Here is a 23422-nt window from a genome sequence, read left to right as displayed (position 1 = left end):
TTCCGTTCGTCCGGCCAGCGGCGACGGCGTTCAACGCCAATCAGGATTTCCTGAGCCATATTTACCTCCCGAACGACGTCAATAACGACGTCGTTAACGACGGTAAGTTACCAGTCACAATCCTCAGTCATAAGGCGGCCTCAAGCTGCCGATTACGACGTTCGGCAAGACCCTGCTCGATCAGTTGCTCCGCGCGGCGCTCCATCGCCTCACGGACCTCGGCGCCGAAGCCCGTCTGTCCTAATGCAACAGGATCGCGCGCCACTGTCTGCCGGTCCAGCCAGGTAGCCCCACGCGCGGTCACCTGATCCTCGATCGACAGGTCGGAGCGGACGGCCAACGCAACCCGACGCTGCCCCTTCCTGTCATCGAAGGTACGAAGCTCCACGACCGCCCCCGCACTTCCATCACCGGTCGCATCGAGATCGGGAAAGCGGATATGATGCGTGCGGCCATCCACCCCGTCGATGACGGCGTAGGCCGTGCCTTTCAGTTCATCGTCCAGGCCTCGATCAACCAGCCTGCCGATGGCGGGGACGTCGAGGCTTTCGCCCGCCAGCACGTAGCTCGATGTGCTCCGCTCGATGCCGCGCTCGGCCAGGGAACGGTGAATGCGCTTGATGATGTCGCCGCGTTCGCCCAGTTCGCGCAGCGTTGCCTCGGCCGACTCATCCAGCATCCATTGTCCCTGTCCGACCTGATGGGCGAGACCAAGCCCTTCCAGACGGCGCACGCGCCCGACCTTCAGGGCCTCGAACGGATCAGGCTGCCGATCCGACGCTGGCGCCATGTCGATGATGCCGTTGCGGCCCGCGTCGCGGACGAGTTGCCGGTCAAGCTGGGTCCAGTATTCGGCATCGACCTGACGTTCGAGGGCACGGTGAATTTCGATGTCATTGCGCTGCCCGAGTTCCTGCGTCACCAGATCCTGCGCACGGGCGCGCAACCCGTCTTTGATATAATCCCGCGAGATGACAAGGTCGCTGCCATCCTCAGCCACGCCGCGCACGAGGATATGGACGTGGGGGTGCTGGGTGTTCCAGTGATCCACCCCCACCCAGTCCAGTGTCGTGCCGAGGTCTTTTTCCAACTGTCCGACCAGTTCGCGGGCATAGCCCTTGAGGTCGGCCATGTTCGGCGCGTCCTCAGGCGAAACGATGAAACGGAAGTGGTGGCGATCGTCTTCGCAGCGTTCGGCGAACGCCTTCGGGTCGGCATCGTCGATGCCGGGACCAAACAGCCGCGCCTTCTCACCATCCTTCGTCACCCCCTCCCGGCGCAGGTAACGCAGATGGGCGGCGAGCGGGGCCTTGCGCCCGCTATGGCGCACGACACGGGCCTTGACGGTGACACGGCGGGCACGGCTGGTCAGGAGGCGGTTGGCCCTGGCTGCCGCGACGCGGCCACGCCCGAAGGACGAACGGGAACCGCCGCCGTTCCGGCCCGATCGGAACCCGCCACCTCCGGCACGCTGGGCCGAGGCGAGGGCCTGGGCGACGAAGGGCTTGAGCCGCTGGGCACGCGACGAGCGGATGCGACCCAGACGGGGCTGGAATTCATTCTCGCGCGCCATCGGCCCCTCCAATGTGCGAAAAAGCCCGGTGCAACAGGGCAAAACAGGGTCTGCAAACATTGCCGGAAAGAGAGAAACCTTGCCGGGAGAACGAAAAAACGCAGGAAAACCAACACCCCAACCGAGGCGCAATGTGCGCCCTTTTATCTCGCCTCTCATTCCCCATGCCCCAAAGTGCCTGTTCCACCCTGCCGGCACCCAATCCGTGATGCTGGTGCCTGCCCCAATGGCCGTGCGCGAACCACTGCAAACCGGCAAGGGAAGGGATGCGTGAACGCGTATTCATGGCGTTTCCACCAATGCGGAAGAAGCGATAAAAAGCCCACCGGAAAGCGGCCTGACAGGCGCAAGACCATGCGCCATGATGTCACTTCGAACACCATTTGACGGCAGCTTCATTGCAGCGGGAACGCCCTGCCCCGCATCGTTCGACTGCACGGCGAAAATCGGCGCATGAGTCCAGAACAGCGGATCGGAATGCGAAACCGACATCAATGGATCAGCAACGCCCTGACCGATCAGGGGCAGCAACCCAGCGACATAGGCACGCGTTTCAGGTGGCAGCGGACGTTGCCGATCGCGGTAATCCTCGTAGCGCCCCGGCCCGGCGTTATAGGCTGCCAGGAAACCCGGCGAGCCGTAACGATCGTGCATCTCGCGCAGGAACGCGGCGCCCGCGAGGATGTTGTCATGCACATCGAACGGATCGCTTCCCAGCCTGTAGCGGATACGCAGGTCGCTCCAGGTCGTGGGCATAATCTGCATGAGCCCGAGCGCGCCTTTCGATGAAATCGCGCCGGTATCACCACCGCTCTCAGCGCTCATGACGGCCCGTATCCATGTGGCGGGAATGTCGAAGCGCTGCACGGCTTCAGCGATCACCGCACTATAAGGATCGGTGTCAGCGGGCGCTGGAACCGATGCCGCCCATGACAGGTCGGGTGCGCCCGATACGCCGATTGCGATGACACCGACAGCGAGGAAGAAGATGCGTCGCATCGTCTCATTCCCCGCGTTCGACACGCCGTGACGGACGCGTCCAATTCAGCACCCAGACCGCACGCTCCCCACCGGCACGGAAGAGATTGGCACGGATCGGTTGCGCAAAGGCGGGGTCGTCGAGGGCTACGGCGATGTATTCACCAGCCCTCTCGCCAGTGCGTTTCCAGCCCGCACCAACCTCCGGGCCATCGGCATCGGTGATATGGATGCGGTAATCTGGGGCATGTTCGGCGTCGGAAAACTCGGCCGGAACGAGAAGGATATCCTGCGCCACGGTGAGGGTGCGAATGCGCCCGGCAAAGCCGGTTTTCGTGCGCGTGAAAAGACCGATCTGTGCCATTTCATTGCCCTTTCAGGGACGGATTGAAGGTCACGGTGACAGGCAGCCTGCTCCCGGACGGAAGCCAGACCGGGGTTGCCCGTCCGATGATGGTGGGGAGGGACAACGGGCCGAAATATCGCCCGTCGAGACTGCGTGGCTCAGCCGGGTTCATGACGAAGACCTGGCCTGCAGAGAGGCGTTGGCACCCCTGCCAGACGGGTAATGAGCGGCCACGGTGATCGACGGATTGCGCGTCGCCAGCGAAGTGCCCATCGATGGTTACGCGCTGCCCGGTACGGCACACGGACTGCCCTGCGATAGCCGCTACAGGTTTGAGCAGGGGCACACCGAGAGGGAGATAGCCGCGCGTTGCCAGCAGCATCGCCTCCTGCGCGGGCAGACGGACAGCGACCAGATCACCAACATGCGGCGCGGGGTTCCTATGCAATCGGTAGAGCCCGACGGGCACGCTCGCCGTCTCGTTCCAGATCAGCCGTGGCGCAGGATGAACGACCATCGACGCACCCACACCGAGCACGGCAAAATAGGTCGCAAAGAACCAGCCACGCCGGGTCATGACATCACCTGCCGCCGCTTGAGCCATGCTGAATGCTGCTCGCGCGTATAGGCACGCGGCTCATGTCCGACAGTGATGCGATGGTGCAGATGCCGCCAGTATTCGGGTGCCGCGTCCGCCGGATCGAGACCCAGCGTTTCAATGGCGTTGATCGCCTGAAGCACGCGCTCGACCCGTGGCCAGCTATCGACACGCAGCAGGATTTCGCCGCCCGGACGCACAAACGGGAGGGTCTGGAACGGGCTTCCTGCCGCCACCGCCCGCACGATGTCGATGCGCGAGACCGTGGTGCCCAGATCGTCCGACGCCCAGCGGACGAAGGCAAAGATGGTGCCCGGCGCGAAACTGGAAATGCTGCGGCGATCGTCAAGGATCTGTTCGTCAGCACGTTGACCGAAGCGCAACCAGTGCTCGACACGTTTTTCGATCCAGGTCAGTTCGACATGGGTCAGCGACGCCGCGCGCAGATGCGTCGGCGAAGGAAGTCGTCCATTCATGGCACGTCTCCGGAATTGTCAGGGAATTCGCGGGCCAGCAGCGCGCGCAGCGTATCGGCGACGGTCATGCCGCGCTGGAACGCCGCGACCTTGATGCGGGCGCGCAAGGCCGGAGTGATGTCGATCGTCAGCCGGGCGGTAAAACTGTTGGCGAGCGCAGTCCTGTCCGCTGCCTTTACCCAACGCTCGGGGTCGGCAGGACGCGATGCGAAGCCGTTTCGGGATGATGTCCCGGTCATGACGCCAGCCCCCCGATCTCGGCCGCCAGCGCGGCGATTTCACGGGCTGCGATCCCCTGCGGACGCAGGTCACAGACCAGGCGGCCGGAACGTGCGGCATCGGCGAAAGCGACCCGTTGGCCGATCCGCGCCATGAGCGCCGCCGGGTCATGCCCGGCCAGCGCCAGCCGGGTCTCGCGGGCGATGACCGTGCGCGTGGCGCAGCGGTTGAGCACGAAGCGGGCCAGCAGACCGGGACGGAAGAGCCGCGCTTCGGCGAGCAGCCGCAGCATCTCGCCCGAGGCCCAGCCATCGAACGGCGAAGGCTGGGCGGGAATCAGCACCAGGTCAGCGGCCAGCAGGGCGGAGCGCAACAAGGACGCCACACGCGGAGGACCGTCGATGACGACGTGATCCACCCCCTGAGCCAGTTCCGGAGCCTCGTGGTGCAGCGTGTCGCGCGCTAGCCCTACGACACCGAACAGTCTGGGCAGCCCTTCCCTCGCCCGCTGTGCTGACCAGTCCAGCGCCGAGCCTTGCGGGTCGGCGTCGATGACCGTCACGCGCCGGCCTTCCCGAGCCCATTGGCCGGCAAGATGCAGCGCCAGCGTCGTCTTGCCGACACCACCCTTCTGGTTGAGGAGCGCCACGATCATGGCCCGCCTCCACACCCCTGTCGGCGGGAGACGGACGGGTCACGGCCGTTATCCGCAAGGCGGCCCGTCCCATCAACATAAGAGTTAGATTCTAAGTTAGATAAGTTAAGGGCCGGAATCGCCGTTTCAGGCCAAAGACTTAGCTGGGGTTTGCACGCCTGAAGTCCCGATAGTGGCACGCCTGATGTCCCGATAGTCCCAACGCCCGAAGTCCCGATACCATCCACATGACTATCCACAGGATCTGTGGATAAGTCGGCTGGCAGGATGCGGAGCAACTCGCGCGCGCCTTCACGCTCGATGCCCAGCCGGTAACCGGGCAAGGACTGGCGGGCGACAATGCGCCGGATGTCGCAGGCGAAGTCAGCCACCCTGGCGAGACTGCCGGATTTTCTGTGCAGATGGGCGATCTCGAAGGCCCAGCCCGCCTGCTGTCGCCCGGCATGCTTGCGGGCGACACGATAGAGCCAGCGTTCGATGCCGCCGGTCAGGCGGAAATAGGCCGGATCGATGGCCAGCACCAGCGAACGATCGATCACGCCGCGATAGAACCATTCGGGAATGACGATCTCGACACCGGCGGCGCGGCCCGTCTGGCTGGCACAGATCTCCCATTCGGTGATCCAGGAAAACTGCTGGCGGCGCCAGTTCTGGCCGTTGCGAATCGTGGTGGCGACCACGGTGGACTGGAGGCGGGCCAGTGCCGCCTTGAGCAGCCCGTAATCCCGCGCCCCCGTCTGACGCCCAATACCGCTCAGGAGCTGATAGGGCGTAAAACGCAGGAAGCGCGATGTCGTAAGACCAAGATTTTCCGCCTCGACGATCTGGCTGGCAGCCCAGATCAGCACATCGGCATCCCAGATCGTCGCCATGCCGTGTTCGGGCATGCCGAGGACTTCGACACGGACGTCGCCAGCTTCGTAGAGGATCGGCACCGTGCGTTTCGCCTTGGCGAGCGAGAAAAATGGTCGCTCCATCAGGTCACGCTGATCGCGCGGGCTGGCATCCCCGCCGGAAACCACGAACGGGTGGAGCCTGCTGCGCTCGCTGGCGGGCCGGGAGTGCGGCATGCCTGACGCGGTATTCATCGCGGAACCTGCCCGGCGGCACGCGCCGCGTCGTAATTCGGGTCAGAGGTGGACTTGCACGCGCCGGCCGCAGCCCAGAGATCGAGATCGTCGATCAGATAGACGACGCGACCGCCAAGCTTGCGGAACGTCGGTCCCGTTCCGTGACAGCGATATTTTTCCAGCGTGCGCGGGGAAAGGCCGAGAATCCGGGCGGCTTCATGAGTGCGCAGATAGCGCGTCGGCGACGGTGCGGTTCGGTCGAGCATGGTACGCCTCCATCTGGTTTCGAAGCGCCGCAGGGATGGGGCGGCGGATCAGGATGACGGTGGCGCAGAAAACAGACGTTGGGGGTGGACGAAGATTTTCCGGACTCAGTGTCCACCCTCGACGGGTCGTGACGCGCAAGAGCGCGATCGGACGTAACCGGGCGAGGAACTGCGTTGGAAAAAGGGAGGGAAACAGCGCAGGAGAGCGAAAAAGTGGCTGACGCTATCCGCCGCGCAAGAAATCGAGATAGCCGCCCCGGACCCGGTTTTCGGCATCAAGAAGCAGGCGTTCCGCATGGCGACGCGCCGCCGTGTTGCGCCATTCGACAGCCGGCAAACCCGCCTGCCATGAACGGTTCGCCGCGACGGCGATGTCGCGTGTGGTTCCACCAGCCTCGTGGATATCGAAAGCGAGCAGAAGCATGATCTGCCGCGCACGCTGGAGCGGTGTAAGCTGGAGGGCACGCGGAAGCAGGGCGACGCGCTGACCGCGCTGCCTGCGGAGAAAACGCAGCGCCACATCCAGACGCAGTTCGGCGACCGCATCCATCGGCAACAGCACGGCGGGGCGGCTTGCTGCCGATGGAGCCAGAAGGCGGAGGAACAGATCGCCAGCGGGATCCCCGATCGCCAGCCACGTGTCGTCCATGTCGTCATGACGCGACAGGATCGTCCCCAGCACCGTCGGCTCAATGGGGGCAACGACCGCGAAATCCGACGGCGCTGGCGTGAGGATCAGCGTCGCCGGTGAAACCTCCGGCCGCCAGACCATACGACCACGCTGGGCAGGTTCATTGGGAGCGTGGACAAAAGCACAGCCCCCAGCGATGGACAAACGCCGCGCACTCGGCAGCAGCATCGACACCCCGACGCGCGATCCGCCGTTGCAGGCGGGCATAGTCGCGACGATACGCCGCGTTACGACGCAGGAACTCGACGGCAAAACCGGAACGGTCCAGAGTGCTGATATGATCGCGTATTTCCGGTGAACGCCAGAAGGGTGTCGGCATGACGGCCTCTCTCTGTCTGGCCCCTCATACGGCAAGGGGGCAGCCTCGATTAACCGGACCGGAACCGCGAGTGCATAGACCCTGAATTTTTATCGAGGAGAGTGTCGAGGAGGACGAAGACGCGGGCTGGCGAAGTCCGGCTATTGCAGACGTGGCGCCAGCAGATGCCCATAACCGACTTCGGTCATCCAGCGCGCCCGTGCCAGATGGCTCGCATGGACAGTTCTGGCGCGTTCGGGTTCGCGCGCGGGATCGAGCCCGAACAGCACCTCGACCACTTCACGCCAGTCGGCACCTTCCTCCTCGGCGATCAGCAGGCGCAGGTAAAGTTCGAGATGCTGCTCGTCGTAAGGGTTCACACGCGCCGTCAGAGGTGGACAATCCTGAAAAGGCAGGTCGGTCATGGCGGTCCCTCGTGATACCGCAATCAGATCGATGTGATAACAAATCCACGCAATGATGATCGTCCGATGGTTCCGCGCTGACATAAAAACAACGCAGCGCCAAACAGGATGACTACGAAAATCAGGTCGCTCAGGACGGGCCGCGTCCGCGACGCCCCGCATTCTGTCGCGCCTGGGGATCGGCAGTCTCGTGAAGAAACATCACTCCACGCCCTTGTCCGGACTCGATGAACAGGATGCCCGCCGCCTCCAATGCGCGGCGGACCTGGTCGATCGTGCCCTCATGGACACCGAGACCGCGCTCGGATTCGAGGCGCTTGAGCGCGGTCAATGCTACGAGGGCCTTTTCAGCGAGCCGTTCCTGTGTCCAGTTCAGGAGTGCCCGTGCCGCCCTAACCTGTCGGCCAGTGATCATCCATGATCACATCCGACATGCCGGACATCCACACCAGAAATACGACTATAATAGTCGCCTCGTGGAGATTCAATATCGTTCTTTCAGGGGGATGGCGAGGAAAAACCGGCGTCCTGCTTCTGATAGGACCGTCAGTGGGTTCGCCTTCGGTACGGGCGACCAGACGAAAAGACCCCCGCTCTATGCGGGGGCCTCTCCGTCGCAGCATTTCGCTGCGAATTGCACACATGCCTGCTTCAGTTCACGCTCGATTTTGGCCCGCTCACGGTGGCTGAGGTGAAAGCTGGTCAGTTCGGCGCGCAGCATCTGGATATGGTCGTGTAACGTGGTCATCGTCCTGCTCCTTTCGTTTGTCGAAGACAGGCCGTCGCCTCATGCGCGCGTGAACCGGGTCAGGGATCGCCGGAGGCGACCGCGCCAGCGGCGCGCGGGGGAGCCGATTTTGTCTGGTGTGCCCGCAGGGTGCGCCGGGCAAAATTGGGGGGACCGCGCGTCCTTGAGGCGGTTCACGCCGGGCATGGTACAATGGGAAGGCTGAGGGAAGCCCTGTTCCCCTTCCCTGCCCGCACACGGGTGGATCGGGCGCGACGCGATGGGGGCGCCCGCCGTTTCCCGAGCGGTCCTGCGAAGGCCCCGCCCGGACCGGCCGGGCGGGGGATCGCAGGCACCTCACTCGCCGTTGCGGCGACCGTTGGGGCGGGACCAGATCAGGCTCCAGGTCTCGCCGTTCTCGTCATTGAAGAGGTTGGCGAAGATCGGGGCGTTGAAGCTCGGATCGTCGAGCTTGAGGCCCAGATAGCTGCGTCCCTCGTTGGACTGCTTGGACCAGGCGGCTCCGATTTCGGCCCGGTTGACGAACACCCGGTGGCTGGGGGCGTTGTCGCTCTGGCGTCCGGTCTCGGGAACGATGCGGACATTGCGGACCTGAACCGAGAGGGTGACGATCTCGCCGACATACTCGTTGCCGGACTTCTTGAAGGTGCCGATGGTGGCCATGATACTGCTCCGTGATCTCTGTTATCGAGCCCGCACCATTGCGGCCTCGATGGCGATCGACGAGCCGGGGGCGATCGGCGGCGCACCCTTCAGGGCCGCAGCGCAGCGGAGGACGGCGGGACGGAATTTTCTTGTTTCGCGAGGAATGACGGCGCAGCCGTCAGGGGAAGAAAATTACGGCCTGCCGTTGCGCCAGAAACGATCGAGGCGCAGCCGCCCCTCGGCTAGATCAGCCATTTTCAGAGGCCGTATGCATGCGCGGCCCGACAGAGCGACCATCACGGAGGACATGAGCCCCCCCTCGGCGTGCAGGATCCGGCAGGAAAGAGCATGAGCGTCGTCACGCGTTCGTTTCGGGCCATGACATGACCCGTTCCGGAGACGATGCCGGACAGGTTACCGCGCTATCCGCTGTTTCTGTCAGCCGGTCGCAGGCGAGGGCCGTCCACGACCGAGAGGTTCCAAGAGGAAAGCGACCAGGGCCAGTAACGCATTGAGGCGAGCCAACGCCACGTCAGCCGCCCTCCCCTGATGACAGGACTGGCAGCCATACGAAGCATCTGGTCTGGCCCCCTGCCTGCAGTCTGCCGGGACGGGGTCAGACGCGCGCGATGTTCCCGCCGGACGGTCCGGGTGGGGCCACGGCTGTAAAACGGATGAAAGCGGTGATCCCCACCGCGATCGCGCCGATGACGGAAAAAAAGAACTGCCATGCCGCAGACGGCATCATCATCTGGGCAATCCCATGTGTGGTGCTGTAGCCCATGATGATAGCGGGCACGGTATAGAGCAGGACAATCAGCAGCCTGAGCCACGTCCAGGGCACGCAGGCAAATGCGATCTGGCCGAGAATGAAGGTCGCGGCTCCCGCGACAAACCCTATGATGACCGCACCCAATAGGCCGGCACTGGTATCAAAGGCCCAGAGCGCAGCCATCAGACCGGTAGCACAGGGCAGTGCGAAAACTGCGACGGTGAAGAAGAACCAGCACAGGAAGCCAATGCCGGCAACGAGCAGGAAGGGAGCAAGGATGAACATGGCGGTGGTCTCCGTGCAATCGACGATGTCGGACGGGTGCGCCTGCCACCACCACCACGGCGCACTCGCATCATAGCGAAAATGATGTGTCGACGGAACGAGAATCGTACTGGCGTCCGGCACGCGGACATGCATCGTTATCTCCCCTCACGGAGAAAACGTCATGGCGGAAATCACGGGACGCGAACTGCATCTGGTCAAAAAGGCGCTCGCCATTGCAGTGCTGGCGATCGAGCGGCAGCCGGGGCCATTTCAGTCCCATTCGGACATGCAGGACATGAAGGGCCTGCTCGATCTTCTGGTGCCCGGCGATACCGAACTCGCCTTCTACGCCCGGGCCGCGCGGATCGCGGTCACGGGCAATCCGGAATGAAGACGGCGCTCACGCGCCGCCTCCGAACCGCAGGACCGGGATACCGAGGCGCTTTGCCTTGTCGGCCAGATTTTCCTGAATGCCGGTTCCGGGAAAGACAATGACGCCGATCGGCAGGGTGTCGAGCATAGCATCGTTACGGCGGAAGGGCGCTGCCTTGGCATGCTTCGCCCAGTCCGGCTTGAAGGCGATCTGCACGATCTCGCGGTGATCGGCCCAGCGAGACGCGACGAACTCCGCGCCCCTGGGCGAACCGCCGTGTAGCAGCACCATGTCGGGATGCTTGGCACGGACCTTGTCCAGCCGATCCCAGATCAGGATATGGTCGTCGAAATCGAGACCGCCGGTCACGACCACCTTGGGACCGGGCGGCACCAGCAATTCGCCCTCGGCCTTACGGCGAGCATTGAGGAAGTCGCGGCTGTCGATCATGGAGGCGGTCATGGTGCGGCGTGACACCAGCGAGCCGGTCTTCGGTCGCCACGCGCTCAGGGTCAGGCGTTCGAACTGCTCCTGCGCCTCGTCGCGGAAGATCTCATAGGCGTTGCGGCGCTCGATCAGGGTCAGCCCCTCGGCGATCAGTCGCTCCAGTTCCACCGAGCGGATCTCGCTGCCATCCTGTTCCTGCTGGCTGCGCTTCTGCGCCTGCTCGTTGCGGTCAAGCTCACGCTCGACCTGGCCGACCATGCGGTGGAAGATGTTCACGGCAGACCAGAGCAACGCTTCAAGGTCGGGTTCCAGCCGTGTGTCGGTCAGCGTCGCGGCAATGGCGTCGAAGATGTCCGCGACTGCGCCACCGATACGCGGAGCTTCGGGCAGCGGCCTCGGGTCCGGCTCGTCCTCGAAGGGACGGTAGCCATACATCTGAAGTTCAGCCAGCACATGCGCGGTGGAGGAAGCGGCGTGCGGCGGTTCGAAATCGTCGGTGCGGGTCATGATGCGGTCCTCCCAGGTCTCCGGCCGCGCCCTTCGCGGCCTTTCCGGGGGCGGATAGCGGCAGACCAGGGACGGGCCGGAACCGCGCGCTCGCGCGCGGCCGCAGCACAGCGGAGGATGGCAGGGAGACGGCTATTTTGCCTCGCGATGTAAAGCGCCCCCAAAGGGGCGCGACGGAAAATAGCCGGCCCCGCCATTGAAGGCCCGGCCCGGCTGACGCCCGCTCCCCACCTGAAAGGCCGGGGCGCGGACCTGCCGGACGGGAGGCACGACAGGCCCGCCGACAGAAGACGGAAACCGCCCGCCCCTCTTTCCGGCCCGCTCAGGTGTCGGCAGTCTCGAGAAAGCGTGCGACGTCCGACGGCGCGAATTGCGGATGCAGGATTGCCCGCAGCGCGCCGCGTCCGAGGGCACGGAGATCATCATTGAAATCGCCCAGCCGCGGCGACAGACCGATCAGCTCGATTCCGGCGTCATCCGCGCGGGCGTGCAGCGTCGCCAGCGCCTGATCCCCGGCCGGGTCATCATCGCGCAGGACGTAGAGCCGGCGCAGCAGCGGCGGAAAGATCAGTGCAGCGAGATGCGCCGAAGACAGGCAGGCGGCCAGCGGCAGATCGGGCAAAACCTGCTGCAGCGACAGCACTGTCTCGATGCCTTCCCCGGCGGCGAGCACGTCGGCTGCCACCCCGAAGCGCACGGCATGGCCGAGCAGGCCCCCCAGGGCACGACGCGGATGATCGACCGGCGCCTTGCCACGCCCTTCCGTCGCCAGCCAGGTGCGATGCACGCCGGTCAGATTACCGTCGAGGTCGGTGACGGCGGCGATCATGGCCGGCCAGGTCTCGGTCGGGCTGTCCTCGTCCGGCCGGTAAAAGCAGTGCGGATGGAAGCGCAGGGCGCCAGCTCCGTGCAAAAGCGCAATGTCGCGTCTACGGAGATACGCTTCCACGGGCGTGCCCGCGATCGGCCCGGACATGGCCCAGAGCCGTCGCGCGGCTTCCGACGAACTGGCTGAGCCGCGTTCCTGAACCGGACGATCCCGCGACAGCGGCACCGGATCAAAATGCGGCAGGCTGAGAAAGGCGCGTGCCTCGTCCGCCACGTCGCGGAAATCCACCAGGCCAAGGCTTTCGCGGATCACGTCGAGCAGGTCACCATGCTCGCCCGACTGCGCGTCCGTCCATTTTCCTGCCCTGCCATTGGCGGTGTCGTGCAGCCGGACAAACAGCGACCGCCCCGGCGTGTTGCGTACGTCACCGACCAGCCAGTAATTGCCGTGACGGCGACCGGCGGACAGATACCGCCGGCACACCGCCTCCGCGTTCTCCGCCAGACGGCGGGCCAGATCGCCCGCGTCATGCAAGGTCATCGCCCTGCCCTCCTGTGTCGGGATCGCCTCCGTCGAGGGCGATCGCCAGCCAGCGACCAGTGGTCATCCATGAAATCGTTTTGCGCCGACCCAGGTCAAGCAGATGCGCGCCGCCGCTGAAGGCGTCGATCCGGGGACGTGAACAGCTATTGGCCCACTGGAATCCCCATCGGCCCCGCAATCGAAATGCCCGCGCACAGCGTAGCACGAATTCCACCACCTGCTGCGGATCGCCGCTCACCTCGTCGCGCATCCAGAGCTTGGTTCCACCATATTCCGGTTCCACGGAAAGCCGGAACCCGTCAGACGGCGGATCTTCCGCCGCCAGTTCGTCCATAAACGCGTTGTAGAGGTCGAGCGCCTTTGCGGCATTGTCCACTGTGCCCACATCAAGCACGCAGGAAAAATGCGTGAAGAAATCAGCCATCGGAAGATCTCCCGAAACGAAAAAACCCGGCACAATGGCCGGGCTCGTAAAAACGTCTTTGCGGAAAAACGGAGAAGCGGCTTTCAGGAAGCACGCTCCATCAGCCTGCGGGCCTTTTCTTCCAGATCCAGCCGCGTATCCTGATTGGCCCTGGTGCGGGCCAGTGCCGTGATCCCCTGCACGAAATCGAACACGCTCTCCGGCTTGCGCCCTTCCTCGTGCAGCACGGTTTCGATGATCCTCGCGGTTTCCGGTTTGGAGAACCCACGACGGCGCAGGAAACTTTCGCGATCCTCATCGGTTCTCGCCACCAGCGCCTTGCGCGAGGCCTGAATGCCCGAGACGAACGAGGCCGGGCTGGCCGTGGCGAAATTCCGCAGCGCCGGTGTGGCCTGATGCACGAAACGGGAAGCAGCAAACTTGCTATGCCGGATCGTGATCTGTTCGAAATTTTCCACGCCCCAGAGCATGCGATTCTGGCACACCCCGCGCAGATAGAATGACGCAATGCCGAGGCTCTTGCTGCCGACTTCGGAATTCCAGGCATAGAAACCCCGGAAATAGAGATCGGGGTCGCCGTTGGGCAAACGGCCAGCTTCAATCGGGTGTGTATCGTCGACCAAAAACAGGAAGACATCCCTGTCTGACGCATACAGCGTCGTTGTCTCCTTCGTGATGTCCACGTACGGATTATGGGTCATAGTGGCCCAGTCGATAACGCCCGGCACCTTCCAGTTGGTATCGCCTGTGCCGTCACCCGCGATCTTCCGCACCGCGCCGACCAGTTCATGGTCCCAGATGCGGCCGTAATCGGGACCGGTCACGGCGCGCAGTTCCACACGCCCATCCTCCGTCTCCAGCGTTTTGACCAGTTCGGCGCGGTGCGACAACAGGCCGTGCTGCAGATTGATCGCCGCCAGTGGAGCCGGAAGATTACGCAGATAGGAAGACGGGGCACCAACAAGGCTGCACATCTGGCCAAAGGACCAGTGTGTGGGAGAAATCGGGTCATTCTGTCCTGGCACCGTCAGGGTCAGGCGCTCAGCATTATCGCGGGACGCCTCGACGCGAATGGCGCGGCTTTCCACCGTGCGGGCGGTGGCGCGCTCGACACGGGCCAGTGTCGCGGCATGCAGGTCGGACAGCGACAGGTAGCGCTCGTCATCCGGACGCGAGAACCATTCCGACGATACACGGGCGCTACGCTCCCCGCGCGATGGATCGATCCGGAAGCCGCCAGACGCTGCGCCACGGGACGCAGGGGGCAGGATGGTGGTTGTGGTCATGGAAAACTCTCCTCTGATGCCGGTTATTCGGCACCAGAGGCGAAGCCGACCTCTCCCTCTTTCCGGGGCGCCGGACATGAAAAAAGCGGCTTCCGGGTACCGGAAGCCGCTGTCTCAAAGTTCCAGACCTCATAAGGGTTACTCGGCGGCGATGGCCTCCATATCCCCACCTGCCGTCACTGTTTCAACCTGTGCCTGATCGGCCAGCCCCACGGTCCGCAATGCCTCGGGCAGCCAGCCCGAACCATCAAGCAGCCGCTCGGCCTCACGGGCCATGTCGGGCTTCTTCAGGTGGGCAATACGGTCAGCCGTCTCACCGCCGCGTGCCTCCCGCACGGCCTGCAGGATGCGCGCCTTGGTCACCCGGCCGAGATAGTTCTCGACCGTGGGCTGCCAGCCTGCCTCGACCAGATCGAGGCTGAGAGCCGAGGCCAGACGGTCTGCCCGCTTCAGACGCTCGGTGACGCTGCGCTGGGATACCGCACCATAGGCGGGCATACGCTCGTAGAGCGCATTGACCCCAAAAGACAGGCAGTGCGCCAGCAGTGCCATGCGGCTGGTATCGTCCAGCCCGTCGATCCAGCGCCACAGCGCATCCTCGTCATCGGGCAGATCATGCTTCCAGCCCTCGTTGCGCTGGCGCAGCGCGTGGGCCGGCAGACTGCCCGGCATGTCGGGCGAATGGACCGGTAGGGAGATTTCCCGGACATAGGCTTCCAGGCAATCCGCGCCTGATGTCTGCCAGTAAACATCGCGCACCAAGGTGTGCAGCAGTTCGGTCAGGGCGATGTGCGGGTTGCTGGCGAAAGCATCTCGCAGAGCGAGCGTGCGCCAGGCTGTCAGTTCGGTGAGAAGCCGGTCAGGCAGTGGTTTGATCCCGTCTTCCTCCTCGGGTTCGACGTCGGCAGCAATGCTATCGCCCACTGCGCCTTCATCACTGCCATAATCAGCAATACGTTCATTCGGCCCATCATATGCACCGTGAGCGTATTCATCCGAACCGTCGGCATCATTGGTCTCTTTCGGCTCAGTCGGCATGTCCTCGGGCAGTACGAAACCCCGCTCCACCTGCAGCGTGCCGTCACTGTCGAGACTGACGAAGGTGCCGGCCCGCGCCATGTCAGCGGGATCGAACGCCAGAGGCCGTTCCTCCAGGGCAAGAATGGCCTGTTCGATCTCGCCCAGCCTCGCGTCGACTTCCTCGGGATATTCATCGGCCTGGGCATATTCGGCCTCGATGGCTTCCTGCTCGGCACGCAGGGCTTCGAGACGGGCTGTCTCTTCATTGGTAAGGGGCACTTCCGTGCCGTCGATTTCCGCGAACTGCCGTGTGTGGCCCCATGGGAATGACAGGGCCGTTTCGACCCATTTCCAGCCCTCGGCGCGGATATCTTCTGCGGCTGCATGCAGTTTTTCCATGACCAGCCGGTCCAGAATAGCCGGATCCTGCAGCCAGCCGCCATCATCAGCTTCGAACAGGTCGCGCATGATGTGGCCACCGGCCGCGAGATAGATGTCCAGCCCGACGAAGCGCACGCGACGATCCGACGCCCGCACGGTTTTTTCCGTCAGCACGCGGCGGACGACATAGGGCTCGCGGTTATGGCTCTGGCTGACGATTTCCCAGACCTGTTCCTGCCGGGCATGGTCATCGCTGATGGAAAAAGCCATCAGCTGTTCCAGGCGCATTCCGTCCTGCTCATAGATATCCAGCAGTTTGTCGGACACCGTCATCAGCCGCAGGCGCTGTCTGACCACGGCCGGTGCGACAAAGAACGCGGCAGCAATTTCCTCCTCGGACATACCTTTCTCCAGCATGTCACGGAAGGCACGGAACTGGTCCAGGGGATGCAGGGCCACGCGCTGAACGTTCTCGGCCAGGGAATCATCCTCGGCGAGGATGGCCGATCCGGCTTCGCGCACCACGCACGGCACCGGGGCGGTCTTCGCCAGTTTCTTTTGCTTCACCAGCAGTTCGAGGGCGCGAAAGCGCCGTCCGCCAGCGGGCACTTCATAGGTACCGATCTCGCCCCCTTCGCCGTCAAGGACGGGGCGGACGTTAAGGCTCTGCAGCAGCCCGCGGCGCTCGATGTCGCGGGCCAGTTCCTCAATCGACAGGCCGGACTTCACACGCCGCACGTTGGACTGGGACAGCACCAGCCGGTTGAATGGGATGTCACGGGACGAACTCAGGCTGATTTTGGGAATGGCGGTCGCCATGGCGAAAAACTCCATGACGGGCGGACAGGAGACTCTCCCCTGCCCTCTCAACCCGTCACGAAAATCCGCGCAGCCCTCTGACTCTGACGGCTGCCCCCACACCAACCCGTCCCCTATTCCCGGCAAAAAAATGTCGGCAATGCGGAGGGCGAGCAGAAGGTCTGCTTTCCAGAGCCCGACCGTGGGATACTCAAGCAACTCGTTTAATTGCTACAACGGCCCAAACAGCGCCGATGTGATATTTTGCAGATTTCATATAATGACTTGCATTGACCTCCTTCCGATGTCCAAAAGATGGCATGGCCGCACCACGAAAACACCATTTCATACCCGCATTTTATCTTGCGCAATGGGCAGCTTCGAATGACCAACTCATTGAGTGGAGTAAGCCCTTCGGAAGCGTTAAACCGATCCGGCGACATCCAAACGCAACGGGTTTTCAAGAAGATCTTTATACATTTCAGTCCCTTGCACCTGAGGCACGTCAATGGTTTGAGCAAACATTTTTGAAGGACACGGATGATCTTGCTTCCCAAGCTTTAAAGGAAATTATGAAGGGTCGGTTGGATGCCCTTAGTATCCGCCAAAAAAGCGCATGGGTAAGATTTATAATGTCGCTCGAACTTCGGCACCCGGACGTTGTGTCAGAAATCAGGGAGACAATTGAAGTTCTGTGGAATAAACATGATTGGTTCACAAAAGCAGCATATGAAGCTGCGCGTTCTCCTATCGATCCGCTCACTTTCAATGACTATCTTGATAAATCAAGTCCAGATGGGCAGACGCGTGCACAAGTAGACCTCCTTGTCAGATTCATGGATAATCTGACGATTGGCCGAAGAATTATTGGTATGCCTTGGGCTGTACTCGACGTGTCCACATCTGTAGAGCATCTTCTGACATCGGATTGGCCTGTTGATCTAGCTCTGGGGGGAACCCCTGCGTCAGTAACTCTACCAATTAGCCCCACTATGCTTTTCATGGCGTGTGCGGATGAAAGTATTTTTGAAGCTATTTCAAGATCAAATCAAACAGAAATAGTACGAACAATAAACGAGTATGTCGTCAGTCATGCCCGACGTTATGTATTCAGTTCGGATGAAACGCAAGAAAGCCTTATAAAAAACCGAATGTCCTCCTCCATGGTTAAGCCGCCGTTCTTTCCTTCCTTCTATGCAGCCGTCCATCGTTGACAGTCCAATCCAATAAAATTGCATTAGGCACGGCTGTTTTGCGCAGCAGGAGGAAGCGGGGCATTCGGTAGCCGTGTACCCGACCTGGTGGGGAGAAGAATGTGATGATAGGCGTGGGAGAGAAAATGGCGCGATTCCTTGATGATAAGCAAGTGCGCGGCGCGGTCCGCACCATCATCGCGGGTCAAGACGTCAGATGCGCGATCGCATTCTGGGGTGATGGCGCGCTCAAGGCACTTTTCGGTGCTAAAAAGCGCGCGTTGAAGGCGCGGATCATCTGCGACCTATCGATGGGCGGTACCAATCCTGAGGAACTGGTGTTGCTCGGGGCACCCAACAATCCTCACCTTAAACATCTGAAGGGATTGCACGCGAAGCTGTATCTTTCGAGTGTCGGCATGGTCGTCACCTCGGCCAACGCCTCAAATCGCGGCATCGGCTTTGCCGAACCAGCCGTGCTTACCGAGTGCGGCACATTTCACAAGCCCGATACGTCCCCGTTCCGCAGAGCTGCGAGTTGGTTCGAGACGCTTTGGCAGAAAGCCGACGATGTCGATCTAAACGCCCTCATAGCTGCACGCGTGGCTTGGGCACGGCGCCTGTGGCACGGAGTGAGGGAGGAAGCACCGTCAACCAATTCACCCGGATCACTCCTACGAACCATTTGCGCCAACCCTCATCACTATCGAGGAATCGGTGTGGTGTTCTCGTCGGGTAAAGCCGAACGCGAGGATGTCGAACAGGCGGCCGCTGAGGCGGTGGAAGTTGAAGGTAAGAGCCGCAAGTCGAAGCTAAACACGAAAGAGATCGGCCGTCTGCCGAACTGGCCGAAGGGAAATCTGTTCACAGGCTGGTCGGACGCAGATGCAAACGCTTGGCCCAAACTATTCCTCTGCGCTCACCGCGGCGCACGCGGAGCATATTCCTACTGGTGTTATTCGCGCTTCTTCGAGGTGAAGCTCAATCGGAATAAATGGTCGATATTCGCGGAACGCTCCCCGGAGTTGCGATCGCGTATCGGGTTGACGGGGGCGCCTCGGCAGAGTGCCTGCGCAGAGGATGAACTTCTTGAACAAATCTTCATGCACCTGGACGCAGTCGCCCCACCTGATGAAATCGGTAGTCACTTATGCGAGAGCCCCCTGCATCTAGGCCAGTTACTCGCCGATGTCGATGCCGGCAGATCGGTGGATGTGAATCTTGTCGAGTAAAAAGCCACCCGGCGATAATAGCATTGAGTTATTATAGTTGCTGGGGGTTCGATGAAAGAACAGGAGTTTAGGGACTGGCTGAGCAAACGGCTCTGGAAAGGAGAGCCGTTGACGAAGAAGGCCATGGATACGCGCGTGCGCCGCAGCCAGCGGGCCGAGCGCGGATTGCATGGTCTCGGCTATTCCCAATCCACGCTCGACGAGGTGTTCGACGACGGAAGATGGGACAAATTGCTGGCGCAGTTGACGGCGCTGGCAAGCGATCCTGATCCTGAGATGACGATCGTGCGCGCGGTCGTTCCCCAGGCCGAGGATCCCAAGGGCCAGCTCGGCAACATGATCGCCAGCCTGCGACAATATGGCTATTTTCGCGAAGGGCGTGATCCGAACTATTCGGTCGCAGGGATCGCGGACGAAGATGATAGTGGCGAAAGCCAGGCCGACGAAATCCGCCGGTACGTCCTAGAAACCTACATCAGGCCGGCTCGCCTCCGGGGCGATGCGACCGTCACCATCACCATCGGCGCGCTGAATAACGAGATGGGCCTGCACATGGCTTGGCCGAACATCTGCCAGGCGCTCGAAGGTCGATTGTTCTTGAAGCTGGCGAACGTACCTGCGCCGACGGCAGAAGGGCCAAAGCAGAGCACGACGCGGAAACTAACCTACTCGCTTGCGATGGAGACCGAGAGCGTGCCCGAGCCGAAGCAAACGCCAACCAACTTGATTCTCTACGGCCCTCCGGGCACCGGCAAGACCTACCGCACCGCTTATGAAGCCGTCTTGCTGTGCGATGGCACCATAGCGTTCGACGAGTCCCCCGAAGGCCACCAAGCGCTGCTCGGCCGCTATCGTGAACTCGAAGCGGAAAGGCGAATAGCCTTCGTCACCTTCCATCAGAACTATGATTACGAGAGCTTCGTTGAGGGGTTGCGGCCGGAAACAGGCGATGGCGAAGGCAACTCGGCAGGCTTCCGCCTTGAGGCCCAGCCGGGCATCTTCCGCGAGATCTGTGCTCTCGCCGACCAGGCCCGGACCCGACCCGCGTCAGCAGCAAGCGCGACCGGATTCGACTTTTCAGGGCGTCACTTCTGGAAGATGGGCCAGGGCGCGATCGGCAGCGAAGACGAGGTCTATGACGAGGGACTGGCGAACCGGTACATCGCACTCGGCTGGGGCGGAACGATCGATTGGAGCCCCAGGCGCTTCTCGTCCATCGATGCCATCAAGGCCGAGTGGCTGGACAAGAATCCGGATGACCCGACCCCGAGCAACTGGACACAAACCTGGCTGTTCCGCACCGAAATGAAGGTCGGTGATATCGTCATCGTGCCCTACGGCAACACCGCATTCCGAGCCATCGCTGAGGTCACTGGTGACTATCGCTACGTGCCCGAGCTCGAAGGCTTTTACGCACACCATCGCAATGTGCGCTGGTTGCTCACGCTCGACGAACCGTTGCCCCTCGACACGATCCTTGATGGCAATTTTACGCAGCGTACACTCTACCAGATCGCCACGGAGCGGGTGAACCTGTCGGCGCTGGCACGACTGACCGCCGGTTACGAGGACGGTGTACCGGCGGAGGCGGTCGCTGGCGAGCCTGAACAGTTCGTGCTCATCATCGACGAGATCAATCGGGCGAATATCTCGAAGGTTTTCGGCGAACTCATCACGCTGATCGAGCCTGACAAGCGTCTCGGCATGGCCAACGCGCTGAGCCTCACGCTGCCCTATTCGAAGAAGCACGATTTCGGCGTTCCCGCCAATCTCCACATCGTCGGAACGATGAACACTGCGGATCGCTCGATCGCGTTGCTCGACACCGCGCTCAGGCGTCGGTTCACGTTCCGGGAAATGGCGCCACGCATCGACTTGCTCCGCACCATAGACGGGATCGACCTGCGCGCGGTGCTCAGCGCCATTAACGATCGAATCGAGTATCTGATCGACCGCGAACATCGCGTCGGCCATGCCTTCTTCATGGGGTGTCAGACTCGCGAGGCGGTCAAACTCGTCATGCGCGACAAGGTCATTCCCCTTCTCCAGGAATACTTCTTCGAGGATTGGGGGCGCATTCAAGCTGTCCTCGGCGACGGCTTCATCGGATCACGCAAGATCGCCCCTCCGCCAGGCTTTGAGGGTGATGACCGCGATAGCTGGTTCGTCCGCGAGCCGTTTTCAGCAGACGCCTTCGAACGGTTGGTCAGAGGCAGCAGCGCCAGCGCCTCGACCGAATGAGCCATCTCACCGTCAATGAGTGGGGGCGCATCGCGGTCCTTGATCGACCTAGGGAAGGAGGCTTCACCCGGCCACAGGCTAATTCCCTTATCGCCATGGCGCGCGCCCATCCCCTCGGCGGGAACGAGGGCACCACCATTCTGCGGGATCATTTCCGGCACCTGACGGCTGGTCAGATGGTTGGCGTGATCGCGGCGCCTGGGTGCAGTCTCGAGATATTTCCCAAGATCGATCGGCTCGGCACCTCATCGGTCGACGGGCGTCGTACCGTCCGCGAACGGCTGGTGCGGATGCTCGACGTGGCATTGGGCCTCGACATCGGCGACGGTGCTGCGTCCGCGATGGCGAGGCAGGCGGAAGGACTCCTCGACATTCTGATCCGCCTGTTCGCGGACAAGCTCCTCACAGAGGCTCGCCGGGGTCTTCCCCAAGCCTATCTCCAGCACGAAGACGATCTTCCCGCACTCCGCGGCCGGCTGAATGTGGTGCGGCAGTTCACCGCGCATGCGGTGCGACCCGACCGGCTCGCCTGCCGCTTCGATGCGCTGTCGAGCGACATTCCGCTGTTGCAGATCATGAAAGCATGCGTGCTGACCCTTCGCCGCCATGCCCGCGCCGTTGAGACCGTGCGCAAGCTCGACGAATTGCGGTTCGTGTTCGCCGACATTGCTGATGTGAGGGTCGCCGCTTTGCCCTGGCGCGCGGTGCGGATCGATCGAACCAGCCGACGCTGGGAGGCGCTGTTCGGTCTCGCCCGGCTGTTCCTGAAGCGCGACTGGCAAGCAACCCATCATGATCCGTACGCCGGACAAGGCATCACGCTCCTCTTCCCGATGAACGACCTGTTTGAGGCTTATATCGCAGTCCTCATGCAAAGGAGCCTGCGTCCTGCTGGGTTCACAGTCGAGACGCAGGGCGGCCGGCTGTTTTGCCTGATCGAGGAGGGAGACCAAGGCCGCCGGCGATTTCAGACGCGACCCGACATCATTGTTCGGGATCGCCAAAGCAGTATGCCGGTCACTATCGTCGATACGAAATGGAAGCGCCTGTCGCCGGCTATTGAGGATGCCAAGCACGGGGTCAGCCAGACCGATGTCTATCAGATGATGGCCTATGGGCAGCTTTATGCTTGTCCCGACCTTCTTCTACTCTATCCTCACCATCTGGGCCTTGGATCGGGGCAGTTCGCTACGGATTACCTGATCCACGGAAGTAAGGATCGGCTGCATCTACGGAGCATCGACGTCGCGCAACGCGAGGTTGGCATCGTGGCGGACCTCGCCGCCATGTTCCAGCGTTGGCAGGCAAAGAAGCCGCTCATTTCTGACTGAAATCTGCCAACCGCGGACTTTACGCCAGTAAGAGCGGTGGAACATATGCCCGCTAACGAACGTCAGCTTAGGGCATATTCCCGCTCCAAAGCTAACAGAATATAAAGTCCCACGAGTCGGCCTGTCGCAGATCACCTTACAATGTCCGTTTAAGGGATGACCGCATTCATGCAAATAAGTCTGCAATGAAGCAAAAGCGGTCTGTCTGCTCCGTTCTTTGGTGAGACAAGCGGCTCGGACCAAAAAGCCAATCCGGTGGTTATGTGATTCCGTTTGTCAGATGTTGCCACGATATGCTCACGGAAAACTGTTTTGACTGAAGTGCCATTATGTTAAGAGAGCATCAATCACATGTGGGCTAGGTTGTGAATTTGGCTTCTTTTGGGGCCAACCAAAATAAGAACATATGCCAGATCTATCGTAGTCTGTGATATTCTCAAACCCGACACTATTTAATATCCTGTGCATTTCTTTAGGGGTGAAGCGACTCAACCACGGCTCCCCAACAGAAGAGACAAAATTACTTCGTTCTTCCATAATCGTCCTATGATTTCCACCGTAATTTTCAATTGGTTCGCCATAATCGAAAACAATTTCTGCATCTGGAACGCTTGCGACGAAACGCAGCGTCTGTTCAATACTTTCGAGCGTCAGATAAGGCACGGTAATCCCCCCATTTTTAGTGGGGTGCTGAATGAGAATTCAGGCAGCTGTTTTTAGTTTCTGGGCGGGGGTTAGCCCGCTGTTCCCCATGTTGGGTCTGTCATGGTTATATGTCCAGAGCCATTGT

General features: G+C 61.8%; 26 protein-coding genes and 1 pseudogene. 5 read left to right on the top strand and 22 right to left on the bottom strand.

Annotated elements, in window-relative coordinates:
• Window positions 1–148 precede the first annotated feature (148 nt).
• From F1542_RS00420 to F1542_RS00345, 16 genes and pseudogenes are all read right to left on the bottom strand, one after another.
• A pseudogene (locus F1542_RS00420) lies at window positions 149–1573 on the bottom strand (relaxase/mobilization nuclease domain-containing protein); the annotation flags it as partial.
• A 282-nt stretch (window positions 1574–1855) separates the two neighbouring features.
• Window positions 1856–2572, bottom strand: coding sequence for a lytic transglycosylase domain-containing protein (locus tag F1542_RS00415; protein ID WP_193731276.1), 717 nt, complete (start codon window positions 2570–2572; stop codon window positions 1856–1858).
• Window positions 2573–2576: 4 nt separating this feature from the next.
• On the bottom strand, window positions 2577–2915 hold the full coding sequence (locus F1542_RS00410) for a DUF736 domain-containing protein (RefSeq protein ID WP_193731275.1): 339 nt from the start codon (window positions 2913–2915) through the stop codon (window positions 2577–2579).
• A gap of 1 nt (window position 2916) precedes the next feature.
• Complete coding sequence (locus tag F1542_RS00405) at window positions 2917–3474, bottom strand: S26 family signal peptidase (RefSeq protein ID WP_193731274.1); 558 nt, start codon at window positions 3472–3474, stop codon at window positions 2917–2919.
• Window positions 3471–3971, bottom strand: coding sequence for a DUF2840 domain-containing protein (locus tag F1542_RS00400; RefSeq protein WP_193731273.1), 501 nt, complete (start codon window positions 3969–3971; stop codon window positions 3471–3473). The genes F1542_RS00405 and F1542_RS00400 overlap by 4 nt, the downstream gene beginning before the upstream one ends.
• On the bottom strand, window positions 3968–4210 hold the full coding sequence (locus tag F1542_RS00395; RefSeq protein ID WP_193731272.1) for a hypothetical protein: 243 nt from the start codon (window positions 4208–4210) through the stop codon (window positions 3968–3970). Before F1542_RS00395 ends, F1542_RS00400 begins: the two co-directional genes overlap by 4 nt.
• The gene (parA, locus tag F1542_RS00390; protein WP_087607232.1) at window positions 4207–4845 is read right to left on the bottom strand and encodes a ParA family partition ATPase; all 639 of its coding nucleotides are present in this window, start codon (window positions 4843–4845) and stop codon (window positions 4207–4209) included. Before parA ends, F1542_RS00395 begins: the two co-directional genes overlap by 4 nt.
• On the bottom strand, window positions 4842–5933 hold the full coding sequence (locus F1542_RS00385) for a replication initiator protein A (RefSeq protein ID WP_193731271.1): 1092 nt from the start codon (window positions 5931–5933) through the stop codon (window positions 4842–4844). The genes parA and F1542_RS00385 overlap by 4 nt, the downstream gene beginning before the upstream one ends.
• The gene (locus F1542_RS00380) at window positions 5930–6181 is read right to left on the bottom strand and encodes an AlpA family transcriptional regulator (RefSeq protein ID WP_087607231.1); all 252 of its coding nucleotides are present in this window, start codon (window positions 6179–6181) and stop codon (window positions 5930–5932) included. Before F1542_RS00380 ends, F1542_RS00385 begins: the two co-directional genes overlap by 4 nt.
• A 223-nt stretch (window positions 6182–6404) precedes the next feature.
• Window positions 6405–7016, bottom strand: a complete 612-nt coding sequence (locus F1542_RS00375; RefSeq protein ID WP_227672320.1) for a DUF2285 domain-containing protein — start codon at window positions 7014–7016, stop codon at window positions 6405–6407.
• Window positions 6973–7191, bottom strand: a complete 219-nt coding sequence (locus F1542_RS00370) for a transcriptional regulator domain-containing protein (RefSeq protein WP_193731270.1) — start codon at window positions 7189–7191, stop codon at window positions 6973–6975. The genes F1542_RS00375 and F1542_RS00370 overlap by 44 nt, the downstream gene beginning before the upstream one ends.
• Before the next feature lie 140 nt (window positions 7192–7331).
• Entirely contained in the window at window positions 7332–7595 is a 264-nt protein-coding gene (locus F1542_RS00365) for a DNA -binding domain-containing protein (RefSeq protein ID WP_087607229.1), read from the bottom strand.
• A 130-nt stretch (window positions 7596–7725) separates the two neighbouring features.
• The gene (locus F1542_RS00360; protein ID WP_193731269.1) at window positions 7726–8010 is read right to left on the bottom strand and encodes a helix-turn-helix transcriptional regulator; all 285 of its coding nucleotides are present in this window, start codon (window positions 8008–8010) and stop codon (window positions 7726–7728) included.
• Window positions 8011–8190: 180 nt separating this feature from the next.
• Window positions 8191–8343 carry a hypothetical protein gene (locus F1542_RS00355; protein ID WP_193731268.1) on the bottom strand — a complete coding sequence of 51 codons (153 nt, stop codon included), beginning with the start codon at window positions 8341–8343 and terminating at the stop codon, window positions 8191–8193.
• Window positions 8344–8679: 336 nt separating this feature from the next.
• On the bottom strand, window positions 8680–9006 hold the full coding sequence (locus F1542_RS00350) for a DUF736 domain-containing protein (protein WP_193731267.1): 327 nt from the start codon (window positions 9004–9006) through the stop codon (window positions 8680–8682).
• A gap of 598 nt (window positions 9007–9604) precedes the next feature.
• Complete coding sequence (locus F1542_RS00345) at window positions 9605–10045, bottom strand: hypothetical protein (protein ID WP_193731278.1); 441 nt, start codon at window positions 10043–10045, stop codon at window positions 9605–9607.
• 163 nt (window positions 10046–10208) lie between these two features.
• Here F1542_RS00345 and F1542_RS00340 point away from each other — a divergent pair, with 163 nt between their 5' ends.
• Window positions 10209–10418 (top strand): hypothetical protein, encoded by a 210-nt coding sequence (locus F1542_RS00340; RefSeq protein WP_193731266.1) that lies wholly within the window; start codon window positions 10209–10211, stop codon window positions 10416–10418.
• Window positions 10419–10427: 9 nt separating this feature from the next.
• On the opposite strand, the gene F1542_RS00335 is transcribed toward F1542_RS00340, so the two are convergent.
• The 5 genes from F1542_RS00335 to F1542_RS00315 all read right to left on the bottom strand — a co-directional run bounded on the left by F1542_RS00335 (window position 10428) and on the right by F1542_RS00315 (window position 16656).
• Complete coding sequence (locus F1542_RS00335; protein ID WP_193731265.1) at window positions 10428–11354, bottom strand: DUF2493 domain-containing protein; 927 nt, start codon at window positions 11352–11354, stop codon at window positions 10428–10430.
• Between the two features lie 322 nt (window positions 11355–11676).
• Window positions 11677–12723: a toprim domain-containing protein gene (locus F1542_RS00330; protein WP_193731264.1), complete on the bottom strand. Its 1047-nt coding sequence runs from the start codon at window positions 12721–12723 to the stop codon at window positions 11677–11679.
• Complete coding sequence (locus F1542_RS00325; RefSeq protein WP_193731263.1) at window positions 12710–13150, bottom strand: hypothetical protein; 441 nt, start codon at window positions 13148–13150, stop codon at window positions 12710–12712. The genes F1542_RS00330 and F1542_RS00325 overlap by 14 nt, the downstream gene beginning before the upstream one ends.
• A gap of 83 nt (window positions 13151–13233) precedes the next feature.
• Entirely contained in the window at window positions 13234–14436 is a 1203-nt protein-coding gene (locus F1542_RS00320; protein WP_193731262.1) for a DUF932 domain-containing protein, read from the bottom strand.
• Between the two features lie 138 nt (window positions 14437–14574).
• Window positions 14575–16656 carry a ParB/RepB/Spo0J family partition protein gene (locus F1542_RS00315; protein ID WP_193731261.1) on the bottom strand — a complete coding sequence of 694 codons (2082 nt, stop codon included), beginning with the start codon at window positions 16654–16656 and terminating at the stop codon, window positions 14575–14577.
• 299 nt (window positions 16657–16955) lie between these two features.
• On the opposite strand from F1542_RS00315, the gene F1542_RS00310 reads away from it, so the two are divergent.
• From F1542_RS00310 to F1542_RS00295, 4 genes are all read left to right on the top strand, one after another.
• The gene (locus tag F1542_RS00310) at window positions 16956–17849 is read left to right on the top strand and encodes a DUF4238 domain-containing protein (protein ID WP_193731260.1); all 894 of its coding nucleotides are present in this window, start codon (window positions 16956–16958) and stop codon (window positions 17847–17849) included.
• A 104-nt stretch (window positions 17850–17953) separates the two neighbouring features.
• Window positions 17954–19060, top strand: coding sequence for a phospholipase D family protein (locus F1542_RS00305; RefSeq protein WP_193731259.1), 1107 nt, complete (start codon window positions 17954–17956; stop codon window positions 19058–19060).
• 51 nt (window positions 19061–19111) lie between these two features.
• On the top strand, window positions 19112–21301 hold the full coding sequence (locus F1542_RS00300) for an AAA family ATPase (protein ID WP_227672319.1): 2190 nt from the start codon (window positions 19112–19114) through the stop codon (window positions 21299–21301).
• Window positions 21298–22632: an McrC family protein gene (locus F1542_RS00295; protein WP_193731258.1), complete on the top strand. Its 1335-nt coding sequence runs from the start codon at window positions 21298–21300 to the stop codon at window positions 22630–22632. The genes F1542_RS00300 and F1542_RS00295 overlap by 4 nt, the downstream gene beginning before the upstream one ends.
• A 327-nt stretch (window positions 22633–22959) precedes the next feature.
• On the opposite strand, the gene F1542_RS00290 is transcribed toward F1542_RS00295, so the two are convergent.
• Complete coding sequence (locus F1542_RS00290) at window positions 22960–23295, bottom strand: hypothetical protein (RefSeq protein WP_193731257.1); 336 nt, start codon at window positions 23293–23295, stop codon at window positions 22960–22962.
• Window positions 23296–23422: the final 127 nt, after the last annotated feature.

This window comes from Komagataeibacter sp. FXV3 (assembly GCF_015155755.1).
Lineage (GTDB): Bacteria > Pseudomonadota > Alphaproteobacteria > Acetobacterales > Acetobacteraceae > Komagataeibacter.
The sequence above is the reverse complement of the archived record's forward strand: the minus strand, read 5'-3'. Positions and strand labels throughout refer to the sequence as shown.